This is a genomic window from Bacteroides zhangwenhongii (assembly GCF_009193325.2).
Lineage (GTDB): Bacteria > Bacteroidota > Bacteroidia > Bacteroidales > Bacteroidaceae > Bacteroides > Bacteroides zhangwenhongii.
In genome coordinates this window covers 698,544-719,476 of sequence record NZ_CP059856.1, presented here as the reverse complement: position 1 = coordinate 719,476, position 20,933 = coordinate 698,544, and the positions used below count along the sequence as shown (strand labels likewise).

The following is a 20,933-nucleotide window of genomic DNA, read 5'->3' as shown; positions in this document are numbered from 1 at the left end:
TACTTATGGATTATATGAAAGAGATTAAGGAAATATCGGCAGAAGAAGCCGTAATCCTTTGGCAAGCCTCACGTTTGAGCCTGTCGAAAAGTTACGAGAAAGCACCTGAAATTCTCAAAGTACATGATTCCGTCATTGGGACATTGGGGAATTTCAGCGCATCCATCGGCAAAGCCAAAAGTAAAAAGACGTTCAATGTGTCTGCTATCGTAGCCGCCGCATTGAAGAATGGTACGGTATTGCGATATGTGGCGGAACTTCCGGAAGACAAACGGAAAATCCTTTATGTGGACACGGAACAAAGCCCTTATCATTGCCTGAAAGTTATGAAACGTATTTTACGGATGGCAGGGCTTCCCGATGACAGGGACAATGAGAATCTTGAATTTCTCGCTTTGAGGAAATACACGCCCGAACAGCGTATCAGGATTGTCGAACAGGCTATCTACAACACACCTGACATAGCCCTTGTAATTATTGACGGCATCCGTGACATGGTATATGACATCAACAGTCCCGGTGAATCGACACGCATAATATCCAAACTGATGCAATGGACGGACGACAGGCAGATACATATCCATACGATACTCCACCAAAACAAGGGCGATGAGAACGCAAGGGGGCATATCGGCACGGAACTGAACAACAAGGCGGAAACAGTCCTCCTTGTGGAAAAGGACAAGAGCAATGGAGATATAAGCAATGTTTCAGCCATGCACATACGGGCAATGGACTTCGAGCCTTTTTCATTCCGCATCAATGACAATGCCCTGCCTGAACTGCTGGAGGGTTACAAGCCCGAAGCCAAGAAACCGGGAAGACCGGAAGAGGAAAAGTTCGACCCTTACAGGCATATCACCGAACAACAGCACCGCATCGCACTGGAAGCTGTTTTCGGACTGAAAGAGGAATACGGCTACAAGGAACTGGAAGACACCTTAATCAAGACTTATGTGTCGGTGGGTGTAAAGTTGAACCACAAAAAGGCGGTATCGCTCATCACCATGCTTCGCAACAAACGGATGATAGTGCAGGAGAACGGCAGGAAGTACACGTTCATGCCCGACTTCCACTATTAGCCCACGCCTTGCAATCGCTTCACTTTATTCCGGTGGTCTATATATTAGGGATAAAGCGAAGTGGTTGCGGAATGTGGCAAAACCGCTTCACTTTATTACCGTACTCTATATATACGAAAATAAAGTGAAGTGATTATAAAGACCGTACTTCATAAAGAGGTACGGGCGAAAAGAGAAATAAACCAACTCAATTATCATTAAACCTATCATTTTATGGATATACAGACAGCGAAACAAATCAAGATAGCAGATTATCTGCACAGTCTGGGCTTTTCTCCAGTCAAGCAACAGGGCATAAACCTGTGGTACAAGTCACCGCTAAGGGAAGAAACGGAAGCCTCGTTCAAGGTGAATACAGAGCGTAACCAATGGTATGATTTTGCACTCGGAAAGGGTGGGAATATCATCGCACTGGCACAGGAACTTTATTGTTCCGACCATGTGCCATATCTCCTGCAAAGAATCGGAGAACAGACACCCAATATTCGCCCCGTGTCTTTTTGGCAAGCAGTCATCTTCCGAGCCAAGTTTCCAACAGCTGGAGATTGTACCGCTTTCTTCTCCTGCCCTGCTCACCTATTTGCAGGAAAGGGGAATAAACATTGCACTGGCGAAAAGAGAATGCAGTGAAGCGCACTTCACCAACAACGGCAAACGGTATTTCGCCATTGCCTTTCCCAATGTATCGGATGGGTATGAAATCCGCAACCGATATTTCAAAGGTTGTATCGCACCGAAAGATATTTCCCACATCAGACAGCCGGGAACAGCGAGGGAAACGTGTTATGTGTTCGAGGGATTTATGGACTATCTTTCATTCCTTACTTTGAGATTGGAGAATTGCCCGAAATATCCCGAACTGGACAGGCAAGATTATATGGTGCTGAACTCCGTAGCCAATATTTCCAAAGCCCTCTATCCTTTGGGGAGCTACGAGCGCATCCATTGCTTCTTTGACAATGACCGTGCAGGAATGGAAGCACTCCAACAAATACGTATGGAATACGGCAGGGACTTATACATCCGTGACGCTTCGCAGACCTACAGCGGATGCAAGGACTTGAACGAATACTTACAGAAGCAGACTGAAAGAAACAGGCAAGTCCGGTCTGCAAAGGAGACGCACAGCCGGCCACCGAAAAAGAAAAACGGCTTTCGGTTATAGCCCACTATAACTACACGCTTCGCTTTCGTAGTTGTGGGCTCTCCCGAGGGGATTAGGGCTTTGCCCTAATGACCCACTCAGGGCGTTTCTCCCCTGATAACCCAGACCAAAGAGTGACCCTCTCTTTGGAAACTCCGCTTATGGGTTACACCCCTAAGAACCCCTCTGCGAAAGCGAACAAAATAATCTATCGTAAACAATAAATCTGAATAGTAGTATGGCAACAAAATCAAGCATACATATCAAACCTTGCAACACCAAATCAAGCGAGGCTCACAACAGGAGGACTGCCGAGTATATGCGTAATATCGGAGAGTCCAGAATCTACATCGTACCCGAACTATCTGCTGACAACAAGCAATGGATAAACCCGGACTTCGGCAATCCGAATTTACAAACACACTACGACAACATTAAACGGATGGTAAAAGAAAAGACAGGTCGTGCCATGCAGGAGAAAGAGCGGGAGCGCAAAGGAAAGAACGGAAAAATCATAAAAGTGGCAGGATGCTCGCCCATCCGTGAGGGCGTGTTGCTCATCAAACCGGACACCACATTGGCAGACGTGAAGAAATTTAGCGAGGAATGCCAAAGACGATGGGGCATCACTCCGCTTCAAATCTTCCTGCACAAAGATGAAGGGCATTGGCTGAACGGACAGTCTAATGCAGAGGACAAGGAAAGTTTCCAAGTAGGTAAAAAATGGTTCAAGCCGAATTACCACGCACACATCGTATTCGACTGGATGAACCACGACACAGGCAAGAGCCAAAAGCTCAATGACAATGATATGATGGAAATGCAGACTTTAGCATCCGACATTCTCCTAATGGAGCGTGGACAATCAAAGGCTGTTACAGGCAAGGAGCATCTGGAACGAAACGATTTCATCATCGAGAAACAGAAAGCCGAACTGCAACGTATAGATGAAACCAAGCGACACAAGGAACAACAGGTAAGTCTTGCCGAACAAGAACTCAAACTGGTAAAATCGGAAATACGCACGGACAAACTCAAAAGCGTAGCCACTGATGCTGCCACTGCCATTGCAAGCGGAGTTGGTTCTCTTTTCGGAAGTGGAAAGTTGAAAGAACTGGAACAAGCCAACGAGAAATTGCGTCAGGAAGTGGTCAAGCGCAATAAGGGTATTGACGAACTAAAAGCCAAGATGCAACAAATACAGGAACAGCACGGCAAACAAATACGCAATCTTCAAGGAATACATAACCAAGAACTTGAAGCCAAAGACAGGGAAATATCAAGACTGAACACCTTGCTTGAAAAGGCATTCAACTGTTTCCCGATGCTCAAAGAAATGTTGAGAATGGAAAAACTGTGCACAGTTATTGGATTTACCAAAGATATGATAGATTGTCTTTTGACAAAGAAAGAAGCCATCAGATGTAATGGAAAAATCTATTCCGAAGAGCACAGACGAAAGTTTGACATCAAGAACGATATTTTCAAGGTAGAAAAAAGTCCAACCGATAGCAGTAAACTTGTGCTAACCATAAACAAGAAACCAATTGGAGATTGGTTCAAGGAACAAATGGAAAAATTATGGCAAAGTTTACGTCACACGACAGAAGAACCAAGAAAAAATAGAGGGCTCAAGATGTAATCTTGATAATATTTGACTATATCTCAATAAAATTCACTATCTTTGTAAACGGATTGAGCCAACTCTCTCCAAGACATATTAGAAAAGAAAGAAGCGTTATGCTTATCTTGTAGTTTGAAAACCTGAGAAACTTTCAAAATGAGATACAAGGAGAGCGTAGTGGTTCTCACGCTATAGCGTGGGCTACTATATCCATATCTGTATCTCAGGTTTTCTCAGGACCTTCAAACTAAGACGTGGCATAGTCAGCACCACGCTTCGTGATTTAATAAAATGACGTTCTCCGTGGGGCTGGGGAGAACATTGACAAAAAATCAATTCTATGTTTTCTACTATTTGTTTAATCATTTCAATCATTTGTTTCATTTCAGTATATGGATGTCACATGACGTTGAAAAATGGTGATCCGTTATCTTATGCCGGATATCTTTCGTCCCCATTATTATCTTCTATACCTTGGATTAGTGGGTTTATTCTAGCGGTAATACCCGAATGTTTAATTTTTAATGTAACTTGGTATTGGATGTTTCTCATAAACATAGCAGGCATTTATATTTTAGGACCAATCATAACTAAATTCTTTTTAGTACGAATGGCAAGTGGTAAGGGCTTGGGGATGGATGCTTTTATCGCTCTAATAATAGGTATAATAACTCTTATTTTGGGACTTATATTTCGCCCTTAAATCAAATTCATACAAAGGTCATGAAAGCTATACAAGTTATCTTAATTTTGGCATTATTATTATGCCTATTCCCAATGCCTTATGGATATTTCATTTTAGTTAGATATTTGGCTACAGTTGTTTTTACAATAATGGCATACCATCATTACAAACAACAAAACAATACGACAACTTACTTATGGGTGTGTCTAGCCTTATTATTTCAACCATTTTTTAAGATTACATTGGGGCGAGAAATTTGGAGTGTAGTAGATATAGTTGTTGCTATCATACTAGTCATAATATTGTGGAAAGAAAGGAAAGCAACTGATAAAGCTAGCGCTTTGAAAGGAGTAATGCAAGAAATAAACAAGAACCTATTTCCCGGAGGAACAAAACAAATTGAAAAAGAGACCCAATTACTACAAACTTCATTGCATGAAAAGTATTCTTTTGAGGATGTAAAGAATACATTACTATATATATCTTCTATTTTTTTATTATCAACAGACAAAAGTCAGGATGGAATTGTTTCACGCGTATTAAAACGTCCACAGAATAGCCTTGACCGCTCATCCATCATTGTGATATATCAGTTCGTAGCCAAAAAAGCAATGGGAAAGAATAAGAAAACAAACGATTCTGAGCTGCAATATATCCTTAATTTTATAAACGGCAACATCAATAATGGATGTACCGAAAACAAGATACCTAACGGATATGGTGAGTTCGGATTAACAAAAACTAATCCAGTACCAGTAAAAGGAATCTTAGCCAATGAAGCCTACCTATCCCAATTGCGTACATTAAAAGGTGACGAACTACGTTGGAACAGATTAGGATCAACACACGCACCCAATATTGATTCTCCTATTGATATTTACCGCATTACAACCAAAGACGGAATAAACATGGGACATATTTATATTAGTCCATATCAGAATCACACATCAACAAAAGCTCCGAAAGGTTTTATACATATAGGTACAGGCTATTCACAATCACCTCTTCCAATCTGTTACCAACAAATTTATAGTAAAAATTTAGCTATTGATGACATTAGAGATAAACAAGGAAATTTGCTAACATCAATATCGATGCGACAGATAATACCTTTACTAATAAAATATAATGATGGCAAAACTAATGATTTAATAGAAAAAGCAAAGAATGAATATTTAGTTTTAATAAAACAAGGTTATCCTGATGCTTACAATAATCTCGCCATAATTGATGACTTCCACAACGGTGGCAATAAAACTATATTCCAAAAAGGAGTAGAAGCAGGAAGTCTGAACGCCTGTTTTAATCTTTCCATAGTAGAAGATTATGAAGAAGGCTTTGCTTGGAATAAAAAAGCTATAACTTGGATAAAAGAACCAACAAGTGAAATAGAAATAGTTCTAATTATAAATATGGCCATTCGCTACCACTTCGGGTATGGTTGTACTGCAAATCTATCTAAAGCCAAAGAGCTATACAATAAAGCACTGTATTGGAATAGCAATATTGCAGAAAATAATTTGGGAGCTATTTTCATGAAAGAAGGTAATTTAGAACAAGCAAAACGATTGTTTAATCGAGCTATCGCAGAAAAAAGCCATTATCGTCATGGAATTGATGTTTACGAAGTTATTTCAATGGCTCAACAAAATTTGCAGCTCATATAAAATAAGCAGATGAGAATGTTATTAATCCTAATACTATCCCTAATACAACTGCCTTGTGTAATTGAGGGGTGGATTTCATATTTTCTAAATTGCATAGTCAAGCTAATCTCTGACATCATCTTCTTATTGGCTATTATTTCATTCGTCTGGTGGCCATTAGATATGTTATGCGGAGCATTATGGGCTGGATGTGAATGCCTTAAGCAAAAACTTTTTTCACGAAATATAAAATTTAGTGATGCATTGATATTATATACTCAACTATTTCCCACTATTTAAATACTAATCATATGAAATTTTTTAATTTGATTTTTAGTTCTAAAAACAAGCTCCGAATTTCTAAAAAGCAAACTTCTGCTCAGACTATGTCTCCTATAGAAAAACGGACAAAACAGACGGAAGATTACTCATCAGAAGAAATGATTCAGAATGCATCCGATTGGACGAATTATTTTCTTCGAACAGCTCCTCAGTTAGACAATGGAGTATACCAGAAAGATGAAATTTATATGTTTTGCTGTTGGATATTATTAGATTATGGTGTAAATCATGGCTATTTAGACAAGCATTCTAATAGAGACAGTTTCTATTCTAGCATTTATCAAGCAGTACGTAACACCGGCAAATACAGTCAATCAAATTCAGAACAATTTATGTTTAGAGTTGACCAATACAAATGGCAGATTAAAGAAATGTTAAAATGTGATTATCCGAGAACTAAAATATTTTTTCCTGAAACTCTTTACGCTAGATTTGTAAAAATTGATTTCAAGCATTACACCCCAACTTTTGGGGAAATTGATGATTCTCTTATTCTATTCAGTGAATTTTTAGCGTCTTTTTGGAATAAAATCAATAGTGAACTAATGAAAAGATATCCTACTAAGAAATAAATAATTAAATTTAAGCTTGGTAATATAAATGGTAACCATAGTGGTGAGGATACACCTCTAGCCATTCCGAACAGAGAAGTTAAGCTCACTTACGCCAATGGTACTGCATCATTGTGGAAGAGTAGGAAGTTGCCAAAGATTCTTACTTTATTAACATTTAAATTTTAGTAATATGACGTTTAAAGAATTAATTTAGAAGGGGTCTTCATGGATAAAGAAGACCCCAAGTAGATTGGAAGTTTGTATTCTGACAGTATTGATGAATATTACACTGGCGATAGGTCACTATCACTAGTTTCAACAATGTCCAAGTTAGTAGCAAGCGGAACAAGTGATATCAACTATATGTGCTATCGAAAAAACACTTTGTGAATATAATGAAGGTAAAACCGTAGAATACAAACCTAAAAGGAAAAGGTAATTCCGTATCCTAACGATGGAAAACGTGAAATAACCCAATTGGGAGGATTCGCTCCTCCCAATTGCTTTTTATTACCCTTCTAAGCATAAGATATTATCGAAAAAAGACTTCAAGCCTTAAATAAAATAAAAACACCCAATTTTACATTCTTGGGTGTAAAATTGGGTGTTTGTTTTGCAATTTGCTGATTTTCAGCGTTCATTGCGGAGAGACAGGGATTCGAACCCCGGGAAGTGTTACCTTCAACGGTTTTCAAGACCGCCGCAATCGACCACTCTGCCACCTCTCCAAAACTCCTTTATCAGAAGTGCTTTCCGTTGAAAGCGGTGCAAAGGTACGAATCATTTTTAAATCTGCAAACATTCTGATATTTTTTTCGCGAATAAATCGTATTTTTGCAGTCCATTAGCAAGATAGAAATATGATATATCCTCAAAATTTTGAGCAAAAGATAGGATTCGACCAGATAAGACAGCTACTAAAGGATAGATGTCTCAGCACTTTAGGCGAGGAACGAGTCTCTGATATGGTCTTTTCCGACCAATACGAAGAAGTAGAAGAGAAATTAAATCAAGTAACTGAATTTATCCGCATCATTCAAGAAGAAGATGGATTTCCCGATCAGTTCTTCTTTGATGTCCGTCCTTCATTGAAACGAGTACGGATAGAAGGCATGTACCTGGACGAACAAGAACTGTTTGACTTACGCCGTTCATTGGAAACGATCCGCGATATCGTACGCTTCCTACATCGGAATGAAGAGGAAGAAGAAAGCGATCCCCCTTACCCCAGCCTGAAACGATTAGCCGGAGATATAGCCGTATTTCCGCAATTGATCGGAAAAATAGACGGTATTCTCAATAAATACGGTAAAATCAAAGACAACGCTTCAACCGAATTAGCCCGCATACGTCGTGAACTCTCCAGCACAATGGGAAGTATCTCACGATCTTTGAACAGTATCTTGCGTAGCGCACAATCCGAAGGATACGTAGATAAGGATGTAACTCCAACTATGCGCGACGGTCGTCTGGTCATCCCTGTAGCTCCGGGACTGAAACGGAAAATCAAAGGAATCGTACACGATGAATCCGCCAGTGGAAAGACTGTATTTATAGAACCCGCAGAAGTAGTAGAAGCCAATAATCGTATCCGTGAACTTGAAGGAGACGAACGACGGGAAATCATTCGTATTCTTACCGAGTTCTCCAATACCCTTCGCCCGTCTATTCCGGAAATCTTACAGTCGTATGAATTTCTGGCAGAAATCGATTTTATCCGCGCGAAAAGTTATTTTGCAATACAGACGAACTGTTTGAAACCAGCTATAGAAAATGAGCAACTATTGGATTGGACAATGGCTGTTCATCCCCTGTTACAGCTATCATTAGCCAAACATGGGAAAAAAGTCGTGCCTCTGGATATCGAGCTTAACCAAAAACAACGCATCCTTATTATATCCGGTCCGAATGCCGGCGGTAAATCCGTTTGTCTGAAAACGGTAGGATTACTGCAATATATGCTTCAATGCGGAATGTTGATCCCGCTACACGAACGCAGTCATGCAGGTATATTCAGCAGTATTTTTATCGACATCGGTGACGAGCAGTCCATTGAAGATGATCTTAGTACCTACTCTTCACATCTGACCAATATGAAAATCATGATGAAAAACTGCAATGAACGCAGCCTCATCTTGATTGATGAATTCGGAGGGGGTACGGAACCCCAGATAGGAGGCGCCATCGCCGAAGCCGTATTAAAACGTTTCAACCGGAAACAAACTTTCGGAGTGATCACCACTCACTATCAAAACCTGAAGCATTTCGCTGAAGACCATGAAGGAGTAGTAAATGGAGCCATGCTTTACGACCGTCATCTCATGCAGGCACTATTCCAATTGCAGATTGGCAATCCCGGAAGTTCATTTGCCGTAGAAATCGCACGAAAAATCGGATTACCCGAAGATGTCATTGCAGACGCTTCGGAAATTGTGGGAAGCGAATACATCAACGCTGATAAATACTTGCAGGATATTGTCCGTGACAAACGTTATTGGGAGGGTAAACGCCAAACCATCCGACAACGGGAGAAACAGATGGAAGAAACCATTGCCCGTTACCAGACGGAGATGGAAGAGCTGCAAAAGTCAAGAAAAGAGATTATCAAACAGGCAAAGGAAGAAGCGGAACGAATACTGCAAGAATCAAATGCCCGTATTGAAAATACCATCCGCACCATCAAAGAAGCACAGGCCGAAAAAGAAAAGACTCGTCTGGCACGTCAAGAACTGACTGACTTCCGCACTTCCTTGGACGCATTAGCCTCCAAAGAACAAGAAGAAAAACTGGCACGGAAAATGGAAAAGTTGAAAGAAAAGCAGGAACGGAAGAAAAATAAAAAGAACGAACCGAAAGCTGCCAATTCCCCAACAATCATTGTTCCCAAAGTGACTCCCATTGGTATTGGCGAGAATGTAAAAATCAAAGGACAAACAAGTGTCGGGCAAGTCATGGAAATAAACGGAAAAAATGCAATTGTCGCTTTCGGAAGTATCAAAACGACTGTAAAGACAGACCGTCTCGAACGCAGCAATGCTCCTCAAAAGACGGAAGGGATTGCCAAGAGTACATTTGTCAGCAGCCAGACACATGATCAGATGTACGAAAAGAAACTCAGTTTCAAACAAGATATCGATGTGCGGGGTATGCGTGGCGATGAAGCACTGCAAGCAGTCACCTACTTTATCGATGATGCTATATTGGTAGGTATGGACCGCGTGCGCATTCTTCACGGAACAGGTACGGGAATACTCCGTACACTTATCCGCCAATACCTCTCTACCGTACCGGGGGTCAGCCATTATGCTGACGAACACGTACAGTTCGGAGGTGCCGGAATCACCGTAGTTGATTTCGACTAACCTATAAATAAAAACGTCTAAATACGAGAACAAAGCATGAAGAATAACCTGTTAAGCGAAAAGCTGATTTATACCGGAGACAGTCTCACTCCTACCCATTTGCACCTTTGCACGTACAGTACGACAGAAATGCAGGAGTCGTCCGGTAATACTTTCCAATCAATCAAAGGTACATTGGACAATACGCACATCAATTGGCTGCAAGTACACGGGATGAAAGATACGGAAACCATCCGTGAGATTTGCAGTCATTTCGAAATAGACTTCCTTGTATTACAGGATATTCTAAATGCAAACCACCCCACCAAAATCGAAGAGCATGATAAATATATTGTCCTGATCTTGAAGTTATTCTATCCCAATACACATAAGGGAGAGGACGAGTTGGACGAACTGCTCCAACAACAAGTATGCATTATTCTCGGAAGTAATTATGTACTTACCTTCCTCGAAAAAGAAACCGACTTCTTCGATGATGTCAATACAGCCTTGCGCAATGACGTTCTGAAAATACGCAGCCGCCAAACAGACTATTTGTTCAGTGTGCTGCTGAATAGTGTAATGGGAAATTATATTTCAACCATCTCTTCTATCGATGACGCTCTCGAAGATCTGGAAGAAGAACTGCTCACCATCACCGAAGGATATGATATAGGTATTCAAATCCAGGCACTCCGCCGCCAATATATGCTGATGAAGAAAGCAATACTTCCGCTAAAAGAACAATATGTAAAACTGTTGCGTGCGGAAAACCTGCTTATCCATAAAGTCAACCGTGCTTTCTTCAACGATGTGAACGATCATCTCCAGTTTGTACTGCAAACCATCGAAATCTGCCGGGAAACGCTTTCTTCATTGGTAGACCTTTATATTTCCAACAATGACCTGCGCATGAACAACATTATGAAACGCCTGACTATCGTATCCACCATCTTTATTCCCCTAACTTTTCTGGCCGGGGTATGGGGAATGAATTATAAATGGATGCCGGAGCTGGATTGGCGATATGGTTATTTATTTGCCTGGTTAGTGATGGGAATTATCGGTATTATCGTATATTTGTTCTTCAAAAAGAAAAATTGGTATTAACGAAAATATATCATCAGTCATGAAATCAATTAAAGAGCTATATAGAATAGGTACAGGTCCTTCCAGCAGCCACACTATGGGACCGCGTAAAGCCGCAGAAATGTTTTTGGAACGTCATCCGGACGCAGCTTCTTTTAAAGTAACCCTTTATGGCAGCCTAGCCGCTACGGGTAAAGGGCACATGACAGATGTGGCCATTATAGACACCCTGCAGGCGGTTGCTCCGGTAGAAATCGTGTGGCAACCCAAAGTTTTCCTGCCGTTCCATCCGAATGGAATGACATTTGCTGCTTTCGACACCAGTAACAAGGTACTCGAAAATTGGACGGTTTATAGTATCGGTGGCGGTGCACTGGCAGAAAACAACGACAGCCCGACTATCGAAAGCCCGGAAGTATATGGGATGAACAACATGACCGAGATTCTGCAATGGTGTGAACGTACAGGAAAAAGTTATTGGGAATACGTAAAAGAATGTGAGAACGAAGATATCTGGGATTATCTGGCAGAGGTATGGACTACAATGAAAGACGCCATTCATCGTGGTCTGGAAGCGGAAGGCGTGCTGCCAGGACCGTTAAATCTCAGACGAAAAGCTTCGACCTATTATATACGCGCCACCGGATACAAGCAATCTCTCCAATCCAGAGGGCTTGTTTTTTCATACGCATTGGCAGTAAGTGAAGAAAATGCTTCCGGTGGCAAGATTGTAACTGCACCTACCTGTGGTTCCTGCGGTGTAATGCCTGCAGTACTTTATCACCTTCAGAAAAGCCGTGATTTCAGTGATATGCGCATTTTACGCGCGTTGGCAACAGCAGGGCTTATCGGTAATATCGTTAAATTCAATGCATCCATCTCAGGCGCGGAGGTAGGTTGTCAAGGAGAGGTAGGCGTTGCCTGTGCTATGGCTTCAGCCGCTGCCAACCAACTATTCGGAGGTAGCCCCGCACAAATTGAATATGCAGCAGAAATGGGATTGGAACACCACTTGGGAATGACTTGCGACCCGGTATGCGGATTAGTACAAATTCCCTGTATCGAGAGAAACGCTTATGCCGCAGCACGTGCGCTGGACGCTAACCTTTATTCTGCTTTTACAGACGGTATGCACCGCGTTTCTTTCGATAAGGTTGTGCAAGTGATGAAACAAACCGGTCATGACCTTCCATCCCTCTATAAAGAAACAAGCGAAGGAGGATTGGCTAAAGACTACCAACAGATGTAACAATTCACCTACTCAGTTGGCGGCCAATTGGTATCATCTCCATTACTAATATTTTTTTCATGGAGCAATCCGCCTTCCTGTGAGAAATAAAGTGAATAGCGCTGGCTACCCTGTTTTACTTGAATGACAGAGGTAGTCGGGTTCAAAGGATAAGTCAAAACATACACATCCGTCACTACCCATGTACTATAGTTAGAATCCATAAAGGCAGTATAAACAGCCGGTACCAACTGATTAACATTATCCAATTCATTCTCCGTCATCACCCAATTGGCATTCGCATCAAACCAGACTTCCAGTTCATCACCGGTCACCCAGCAATCAGCTACATAATAAACACCTTTCACTTCCCATTCTATATTCTGCGCACCCGGATACAATTGTTTCAAAGCCGCCTCAATATTAGCAGGAGGAACAAAAGTATCATTATCATCATCGTCACCACATGCGCTGAAAGAAAAGACAGAGGTTATCAAAACCACTGCCCATAAGCCAAACTTAAATTTCCACATAACAATCTTCCGGTTTAGGTTTATCTACATATAACTACTCAATCATCCGCTTTCAAAAATTTGCCTTTCTTGTCAAACTTGAAAGATATTCCGGTAGACAATTCGATTTCGTACCCCTTACGGTCACGTTCTACTTTCGTCACACCTTCACTCACAAAATTATGAGTCTTCAGATAATTGGCAGCAAATCCCGGAACAACAGTTGCAGGAACAGTCTTTCCTTTCTTAGCGCTAACTTCCTCCCAATTCCCCTTACTGTCAAAATCGATCTCCGTACCATCCATTAATAAGACTTCATACTTAGTGGACTCCATCAGATCCTTATCAATCTTAATCTGAGCAACCTCAGGCTTTGTGAAATGACGATTGATAAAATTCCGCGCAGGAAGCGGCAATTGGTTGATGTCTTTAGTTATCACATCAGCTGCGAACGAGAACTGCACGGCCACTATAGCCAATACAAGTAAAGATAAAATCTTCTTCATAATCGTTATCCTTTTAGCATTAATATTACACTTTGTTTTTATAATGCAAATAACGATATAGAACCTGAAAAGATTCTGGAATATTATGAGTTTGCCAATCTTTAACTTTCTCTAACAGCTACTTGTTATCCGGAGTTACTTTTCCGAATAACCTGCCAGATTGTAACACACCGGTTTGGTGCTGTTACCTACCCTATAAATACCAAATTTAAAATAGTAGCCATCTTTGTCGTTACGTCCAATCAGAATCTGCTCATTGTCTACAAGGTGTCTACTAACCTTTTTACCTTTGTCCTGATAATTCATCTGTACATCAAGCATACCCGGCTTTACAATTGTCTCAGCCTCTTTCCCGTAGACAGTCCAATCAATATGGATACGGAATGTAATCCAACAATCTTTCGGGAAATCGGCAAAAGGCATTTTGTAAGCGATAGTCGATGACTTATATTCAGAAGTCACCGGTTTCATGACAGGTGTTTTTTCTACATTTGCATTGCAACGGTCATCTTTGTCGGTCAGCCATCTACGGTCAGAGTTTGCTTTGATATAAAACCATCCTCCGGAGAATCCGAATGCCAATGGAGGATAGCCCCCTTGTTCAACCAACCATCCATTAGCTTTTCCGGCTGTATATACAGGATTGCCATGTTTATCTTTTACGGGGTTACCTTGCTTGTCCAACTTGGCCTTTTTCTCGTGGCCCACATTTTTCTTAAAAATAGTAGTCTTTTCCAATTCTATAAATTCATCGACTGTCAGCGTCTTCACTTCTCCTTGTGGAGTCTGAACCAATGTACGGTCCGGCATTCCATGCCATTGAGCAAAAATAGTGGAAACATCACTGCCCAATGTAGAAGGGATGTATACCGAAAACTCATAATCACGTGAAGAGCCTTGCGGGCAAGCTCCTTTCCCGTGATGATACACGGTTTTCATAATTTGCGCTTTCTTATAGGTATCGGCAAGTTTCCCTTTAAAATCATCGGATGTTGCATAACAGTAAGAGAACTCCGCACGTCCCTTGGTCTCACCTTTGGCATATCCCGACAGTGTATTATCGTCTTCTTTCAGTTCAAAACGATAAGAAGGCTTTCCGTTAAACATACGGGTAAAATCCCGCTGAATGGCATGGGACTTTTTAGAGCCGACTGCTACCCAGCAACCGTCTATAATCTGATTAACACGTGCCGAATCTGCCTGTACGTTTACCCGTTCAGTCAGCGGAACCAATGTTTGCGTATTCTTTGTTTGAGCGTTCAGTGCCGTACAGCTTACTGCTACCACGCAGATAGCCAAAATGTTTTTCTTCATTCTATGGTTGGTATTAAGTTTTTAACGGTGCAAAAATACAAAAGGCAACCATATAGGTCGCCTTCCGTTTGTCTCAAATGTTTTCACATTTGTGCAATTCCATTGTCGATATCTATCCAAAGAGCTAATTAGACGGGATATCATCATATTCTTCTTCAAGCATATCCACTTTCTTTATATTCATTTTCCCGTCTGAAGTGATTGTTATAGAGAGCGGCATATACAAATCTGTCTGCGGATAACAGACACTTGCGGCATACACTATCCCTTGCGAAGTAGTCTTATCATATACGATTCCTTCCAGAATAGAGTTCGACAGGAATTTCGCGTCTACCACAGAAGAGAAATCATTCTTGGTAAACGTCTTATCAAAAACTTTCTCGTTTCCGCGCATCAGACGCAGTACGATCTTATTGTCTACATAGGTATCTCCCATTTCATTCTTGATATGAGGCAAACTTTCGTCCGGAGTACGTGAAACAATGGAATGGTAATCTTTTCCTTTAAATTTAAAGTCCGTTTCGCTTTTGGAAGTCTGCATACGTTGCAATCCGTGAGCATCCACACTATCCATTGTCGCTAATACCGACTCTTTGTCTGAAACTCCTTTTTTGCCGCCACAGGCAACCACAACCACCATTAATGGCAACAAAAGCAAATAAATTAGTATTCTCATATATAAGCTTTCCGTTTATAAATAGGTAACAAAGGAACAAAAAGAAGCGGATATTTACAAGTGTAACCGACATTTTTCCTACATTTGCACACCAAAAACTTTATACCTGAAAAGCAAAAATGAACATGAAACATCTCAAACAGTTATTAACTGTACTTTTGATGGGCGTTGCCTGCACATTGCAAGCACAACGCAGCGAGACACTACTCGAAAAGGACTGGAAATTCAGTAAAGGAGATTTCAAAGAAGCCAGCCAGCCGGAGTTTAATGATATCCAATGGGAATCGGTTGTTATTCCACATGATTGGGCAATCTTCGGTCCGTTTGATGTAAACAATGATCTACAAAATGTAGCAGTCACACAGAACTTCGAGAAAAAAGCTTCCTTGAAAACCGGACGCACCGGCGGACTGCCATACGTAGGCACAGGCTGGTATCGAACAAGTTTTGACGCTCCTGCCGACAAAGAAGTAACACTTCTTTTTGATGGGGCTATGAGCGAGGCACGTGTCTATGTAAACGGAAAGGAAGCTTGTTTCTGGCCTTTCGGCTACAACTCCTTCCACTGCAATGTAACTCCTTTCCTCAACAAAGATGGAAAAAAGAATACACTCGCCGTACGTTTGGAAAACCGTCCACAATCTTCACGCTGGTATCCGGGAGCTGGTTTATACCGTAATGTACATCTGATTGTAACAGACAAAATTCATGTACCCGTATGGGGAACACAAATCACAACACCTCATGTCGACAAGGACTTTGCATCCATACGCCTTCAAACGAAAATTGAGAATGCAGGCGAGAAAACACAACTCCGTATCGAAACGGAGATTCTTTCTCCTGATGGAAAAGTCGTTACCCGCAAAGAAAATACAAGCCGCATTAATCATGGACAGCCATTCGAACAGAATTTTATTGTAAATGCGCCTGAACTTTGGTCACCGGAGAATCCGTCACTCTACAAAGCCGTTTCCAAGATTTACGCAGACAATAAGCTGGTAGATACTTACACTACACGTTTCGGTATCCGTAGTATTGAATATATTGCCGACAAAGGATTCTACCTGAACGGAAAGCATCGTAAGTTTCAAGGAGTATGTAATCACCATGATTTAGGTCCGTTGGGTGCTGCTATTAATGTAGCCGCTCTCCGGCATCAGCTTACACTATTAAAAGATATGGGATGTGACGCCATCCGTACCTCTCACAATATGCCGACTCCCGAACTTGTAGCTTTATGTGACGAAATGGGATTTATGATGATGATTGAACCATTTGATGAATGGGATATCGCCAAATGTGAAAACGGTTATCACCGTTATTTCAATGAATGGGCAGAACGTGATATGGTGAATATGCTTCATAATTACCGGAACAATCCGTGTGTAGTAATGTGGAGTATCGGAAATGAAGTACCGACCCAATGCAGTCCTGTCGGTTATAAAGTAGCCAAGTTCCTGCAAGATATTTGCCATCGTGAAGACCCTACCCGTCCCGTTACCTGCGGAATGGACCAAGTGACTTGCGTACTTGCCAACGGATTTGCCGCTATGATCGACATTCCGGGACTTAACTATCGGGCTCATCGCTATAAAGAGGCATACGACCAACTCCCACAAAATCTGATTTTAGGAAGTGAAACTGCTTCTACCGTCAGCTCACGCGGAGTATACAAATTCCCTGTGGAAGATAAAAAAAGTGCCACTTACGACGACCACCAATGCTCTTCATACGATGTGGAAGCCTGTTCCTGGTCAAATATTCCGGACGAAGACTTTGCGCTAGCTGACGACAACCATTGGACAATCGGACAATTCGTATGGACAGGATTTGATTATCTGGGTGAACCATCGCCATACGATACAAACGCATGGCCTAATCACAGTTCAATGTTCGGCATCATCGACCTTGCCAGTATCCCTAAAGACCGTTACTATCTTTATCGCAGTGTATGGAACAAAAATGCGGAAACATTACATGTCCTGCCGCACTGGACATGGCCGGGACGTGAAGGGAAGGTTACTCCCGTATTTGTATACACCAACCATCCTACGGCCGAACTGTTTATTAACGGTAAAAGTTACGGCAAACAAAGTAAAAACAACAGCTCGCTTAAAAACCGTTACCGCCTAATGTGGATGGATGCTGTATATGAACCGGGCGAGATAAAAGTAGTGGCCTACAATAAAGATGGAAAAGCAGTAGCTGAAAAAATTGTCCGCACTGCCGGAAAGCCTCATCACATCGAACTGGTGAGCAACCGCAACGAACTGATAGCAGACGGAAAAGACTTAGCCTATATCACCGTCAAAGTGGTAGATAAAGATGGAAATCTATGTCCCGCTGACAGCCGACAGATAAACTTCTCCGTAAAAGGGGCAGGCAAGTATCGTGCCGCTGCTAATGGCGACCCGACAAATCTGGAGCAGTTCCATCTTCCGAAAATGCATGCCTTCAACGGAATGCTGACAGCCATAGTACAATCCGGTGAAACAGCCGGAGAAATCGTACTCACAGCGAAAGCAAGCGGAGTGAAAGCTGGAAATATTCGTATCCAAACGAAATAACACATTTCAAAAACAAACAATATCTTAATCTGCCACCGGATTGCACTTCTATCGAAAGTCGTCCGGTGGCTTTTATATATAAATACAGGCAAGGCCTTTTCTTTTGCAAGAAAAGGAGCTTATAAATGCAAGTTAATATTTATCTTTGCTACGGATAATCAAAAAACGTGTATCTGATTGAATATCAGAATAGAATGGAGGAGTTGCGGATTTATGGTAACGATTTAGCGAAAGTGCAAGTGCACTGATATTCTGTGATTTACTTCGCCTCACAACTCTATTTGCAAAGGTACACTTTTTATTCGGGTACGCCAAGGAATTGCTCGTTTTTCTTTGTTTTCAACGTGATTTCTTGACCTGTTCATTACTGTTCTTCCGTAAAAGTGAGTTTTCATGTAGGAAAGGCGTTGGCTGAAACGAGTTCAGACAACCTCTTTCCTACTATGGCATATCCGAAAGGAATGTCAGCTTTTGAAGCCTAAACTCTCGTTTAGACAATCGGCAATCGGACAACCCTTTCATGGCTATGCGAGAGAGGTACTTTTACGGGGTCTTGCCGTTTTCTTTTTTTGTTGTTCTTCTTGGCGCAAGTGAAACCGTGCTGATGATTCACCCTTACGTGGTAAGGGCCGGTCATCGGCACTGGCGGCATGGCTGAAAGAAAGTCCGCATATCCGCATCAAACCGAGGGTTTGACGATGGATGTGCGGATTATCTTTCTTACGGCACAACCGCCTTTACCACTTGCGCCTTTTGTTTCTTGTTGAAAGCGGAACTGAGATAGGTACAGCCAACCACTTGCCGCTCACAGGTGAGCCACAAAAGGTTGTCCGTACCGCCGAGGCCGAAGAAGAATGTCCGTATGTGTCTGTCCGAACAAGTCGGATAGGCATATACGGACACACTTCTCTTGTGGGGCTTCGGCTTTTCACGCTTTCAGTCTGTTCCCTCTGTCTCTTTTTCATTTTGTTGAAAGCGGAATTGAGATAGGTACAGCCAACCACTTGCCGCTCACGAGTGAGCCACAATAGGCTGTCCGTACCGCCGAAGCTGGAGAAGAATGCCTGTATGTGTCTGTCCGAACAAGTCGGATAGGCATATACGGGCATACTTCTTTTGTGGGGCTTCGGCTTGTTCACGCTTTCAAGCGAGCTTCCAAGTTAGAGGACGTTTTCTTTTCTCATGCAGTTTCCGCATTTAGGAGATGTTCCATTCAATCTGTCTCTTGTTACGCTTACCTCCATTTTGCGACTTCCAGACGGCGCATCAGGAGGTCATTCTCGTTCGGCTGCAAAGGTAACTCCGGGATTTGCCGGAAATGCAAGGTCAAGCCTCCTGTTTGCGGGAAAAATCTCCAGCCCTACGGGTAGTATTTTTCCCGAAAAACCTTGCATTTCCGAATCCCTACCTTGATGGGGCAACCGAAACGAAAACGACCGATGCGACAGGAAGACGCATAAAAAAAATGTCGGATAACCGAGAGGCAGATAAGAAGTTTTGAAACTCAACTCCCTCAGCTCTTGGATCCGCATATAAAAATAAAAACAGAACGGATATGGCAACAGCAATGGCAACAAAATTCGTCGAATGGGAAGTTCCAGAACTGGACACCCTTCAAGACAGCAAGGTTTACAGACTCCGCCACAAACTCAACAACGGAGGCAAGATGAACCGAGAGGAGAAGGATTGGCTCACGCACAACGTGAACTTCAACACCTACTTCACGACCGCAGTACCCCTCATGGGGTGGAAATTCGACTTCTCCGATGTGCTCCGACCCTACCTTGTGTGCCAATACGGAAGGTGGAGCGAGTATCAGGCAGCGGACAAGACGGCACTGAGAAACGTGATTTACGGCAGGATAGACAACATCGTGGAACTTCAAAACGGCAACAGACAATGACAGCAGCAATGGACATCAGACAGACGGCACACTACATGGCGGTAGCAATATGCACCCTCATCGTACAGGCGTTCCTATGGCTCATAGGCATCCTTTGGAGCGTCATCAGAGAGATTGTGAACGGAGTGTTCCGAGTAGTGGTAAGCGTGATAGTGCTCATGCTCTCCCTCATCACCTTCTTCGGGCTTCTCCTTTGGTTACTCACCCTTTAACACCCTACGGCAATGGCAAAGAGAACAAGCAAGACGGCAGCGCAGCAGTGCAGGTACTACGAGGTGGACAACATCTTCGAGTATATGGTGGAAACCTACATCAACGGCAACCACAGCACGTTCAGCGAATTGTACCACGAACTGAACAAGGAGGCACGGCAGGACTTCGTGGAGTTCCTATTCAACGAGGTCAATCCGCAGTACCACAGAGAGATTATCAAGCGAATGTTATAACCCCTATAAACTGACAGCGATATGAACAGAACGACAGAGAAGATACCCACATGGAGTTTGTGCTACCTCATCAATGGCGATGCAACGGCACTGACAGACGAGGAAATCCGAATGGTGGACGAGTGGGTCAGTAAATGGCAGGTGGAAATCGTTTCGCCCCTCATGGACGAGGACGGCAGCACGCACCCCTATTTCAGCCACTACCCCCTCTTCGGACTACCCACCGAGGTGGAGGACTGCGAGATACTTTACAAGAACAATAACCTATAAAACA

17 protein-coding genes, 1 tRNA gene, 1 rRNA gene and 1 pseudogene are annotated in these 20,933 nt (G+C 42.3%); 14 read left to right on the top strand and 6 right to left on the bottom strand.

What is annotated here, in order from left to right; genetic code table 11:
- The first annotated feature begins 5 nt into the window (after window positions 1-5).
- From GD630_RS02885 to rrf, 6 genes and pseudogenes are all read left to right on the top strand, one after another.
- Entirely contained in the window at window positions 6-1,082 is a 1,077-nt protein-coding gene (locus tag GD630_RS02885) for an AAA family ATPase (protein WP_143867856.1), read from the top strand.
- 213 nt (window positions 1,083-1,295) lie between these two features.
- A pseudogene (locus tag GD630_RS02880) lies at window positions 1,296-2,247 on the top strand (toprim domain-containing protein).
- A 217-nt stretch (window positions 2,248-2,464) separates the two neighbouring features.
- Window positions 2,465-3,868, top strand: a complete 1,404-nt coding sequence (locus tag GD630_RS02875) for a coiled-coil domain-containing protein (RefSeq protein ID WP_143867854.1) — start codon at window positions 2,465-2,467, stop codon at window positions 3,866-3,868.
- Window positions 3,869-4,573: 705 nt separating this feature from the next.
- Entirely contained in the window at window positions 4,574-6,202 is a 1,629-nt protein-coding gene (locus GD630_RS02870) for a sel1 repeat family protein (RefSeq protein WP_182505693.1), read from the top strand.
- 290 nt (window positions 6,203-6,492) lie between these two features.
- On the top strand, window positions 6,493-7,095 hold the full coding sequence (locus GD630_RS02865; RefSeq protein ID WP_143867852.1) for a hypothetical protein: 603 nt from the start codon (window positions 6,493-6,495) through the stop codon (window positions 7,093-7,095).
- Window positions 7,096-7,122: 27 nt separating this feature from the next.
- Window positions 7,123-7,233: ribosomal RNA gene (gene rrf, locus GD630_RS02860) — 5S ribosomal RNA — on the top strand.
- A 487-nt stretch (window positions 7,234-7,720) separates the two neighbouring features.
- Here rrf and GD630_RS02855 read toward each other — a convergent pair.
- Window positions 7,721-7,805, bottom strand: a tRNA-Ser gene (locus tag GD630_RS02855).
- Window positions 7,806-7,937: 132 nt separating this feature from the next.
- Here GD630_RS02855 and GD630_RS02850 point away from each other — a divergent pair.
- From GD630_RS02850 to GD630_RS02840, 3 genes are read left to right on the top strand one after another with little or no spacing between them, the layout of a single operon-like run.
- Window positions 7,938-10,439 (top strand): endonuclease MutS2, encoded by a 2,502-nt coding sequence (locus GD630_RS02850; protein WP_143867850.1) that lies wholly within the window; start codon window positions 7,938-7,940, stop codon window positions 10,437-10,439.
- 36 nt (window positions 10,440-10,475) lie between these two features.
- Window positions 10,476-11,528, top strand: coding sequence for a magnesium/cobalt transporter CorA (corA, locus tag GD630_RS02845; RefSeq protein WP_143867848.1), 1,053 nt, complete (start codon window positions 10,476-10,478; stop codon window positions 11,526-11,528).
- 19 nt (window positions 11,529-11,547) lie between these two features.
- Window positions 11,548-12,756, top strand: a complete 1,209-nt coding sequence (locus GD630_RS02840; RefSeq protein ID WP_143867847.1) for an L-serine ammonia-lyase — start codon at window positions 11,548-11,550, stop codon at window positions 12,754-12,756.
- An 8-nt stretch (window positions 12,757-12,764) separates the two neighbouring features.
- Here GD630_RS02840 and GD630_RS02835 read toward each other — a convergent pair whose 3' ends face one another.
- The 4 genes from GD630_RS02835 to GD630_RS02820 all read right to left on the bottom strand — a co-directional run bounded on the left by GD630_RS02835 (window position 12,765) and on the right by GD630_RS02820 (window position 15,743).
- Window positions 12,765-13,268 carry a PepSY-like domain-containing protein gene (locus GD630_RS02835; RefSeq protein ID WP_143867845.1) on the bottom strand — a complete coding sequence of 168 codons (504 nt, stop codon included), beginning with the start codon at window positions 13,266-13,268 and terminating at the stop codon, window positions 12,765-12,767.
- A 38-nt stretch (window positions 13,269-13,306) separates the two neighbouring features.
- Window positions 13,307-13,753 (bottom strand): PepSY-like domain-containing protein, encoded by a 447-nt coding sequence (locus tag GD630_RS02830; RefSeq protein ID WP_143867843.1) that lies wholly within the window; start codon window positions 13,751-13,753, stop codon window positions 13,307-13,309.
- 135 nt (window positions 13,754-13,888) lie between these two features.
- Complete coding sequence (locus tag GD630_RS02825) at window positions 13,889-15,067, bottom strand: heparin lyase I family protein (RefSeq protein ID WP_143867842.1); 1,179 nt, start codon at window positions 15,065-15,067, stop codon at window positions 13,889-13,891.
- Window positions 15,068-15,191: 124 nt separating this feature from the next.
- A complete protein-coding gene (locus GD630_RS02820; protein ID WP_143867840.1) occupies window positions 15,192-15,743 on the bottom strand; it encodes a DUF4738 domain-containing protein in 552 nt (183 codons plus the stop codon).
- Window positions 15,744-15,862: 119 nt separating this feature from the next.
- Here GD630_RS02820 and galB point away from each other — a divergent pair, with 119 nt between their 5' ends.
- Window positions 15,863-18,310 carry a beta-galactosidase GalB gene (galB, locus tag GD630_RS02815; RefSeq protein WP_143867838.1) on the top strand — a complete coding sequence of 816 codons (2,448 nt, stop codon included), beginning with the start codon at window positions 15,863-15,865 and terminating at the stop codon, window positions 18,308-18,310.
- Window positions 18,311-19,047: 737 nt separating this feature from the next.
- Here galB and GD630_RS02810 read toward each other — a convergent pair.
- Window positions 19,048-19,449, bottom strand: coding sequence for a hypothetical protein (locus tag GD630_RS02810; RefSeq protein ID WP_143867836.1), 402 nt, complete (start codon window positions 19,447-19,449; stop codon window positions 19,048-19,050).
- A gap of 416 nt (window positions 19,450-19,865) precedes the next feature.
- Here GD630_RS02810 and GD630_RS21270 point away from each other — a divergent pair, with 416 nt between their 5' ends.
- From GD630_RS21270 to GD630_RS02795, 4 genes are read left to right on the top strand one after another with little or no spacing between them, the layout of a single operon-like run.
- Window positions 19,866-20,213: a molybdenum ABC transporter ATP-binding protein gene (locus GD630_RS21270; RefSeq protein WP_143867833.1), complete on the top strand. Its 348-nt coding sequence runs from the start codon at window positions 19,866-19,868 to the stop codon at window positions 20,211-20,213.
- Window positions 20,210-20,425 carry a hypothetical protein gene (locus tag GD630_RS02805; protein WP_103004125.1) on the top strand — a complete coding sequence of 72 codons (216 nt, stop codon included), beginning with the start codon at window positions 20,210-20,212 and terminating at the stop codon, window positions 20,423-20,425. The genes GD630_RS21270 and GD630_RS02805 overlap by 4 nt, the downstream gene beginning before the upstream one ends.
- A 12-nt stretch (window positions 20,426-20,437) precedes the next feature.
- Window positions 20,438-20,659 carry a hypothetical protein gene (locus GD630_RS02800; RefSeq protein ID WP_103004126.1) on the top strand — a complete coding sequence of 74 codons (222 nt, stop codon included), beginning with the start codon at window positions 20,438-20,440 and terminating at the stop codon, window positions 20,657-20,659.
- A 21-nt stretch (window positions 20,660-20,680) separates the two neighbouring features.
- Window positions 20,681-20,929: a DUF6926 domain-containing protein gene (locus tag GD630_RS02795; RefSeq protein ID WP_143867831.1), complete on the top strand. Its 249-nt coding sequence runs from the start codon at window positions 20,681-20,683 to the stop codon at window positions 20,927-20,929.
- Window positions 20,930-20,933: the final 4 nt, after the last annotated feature.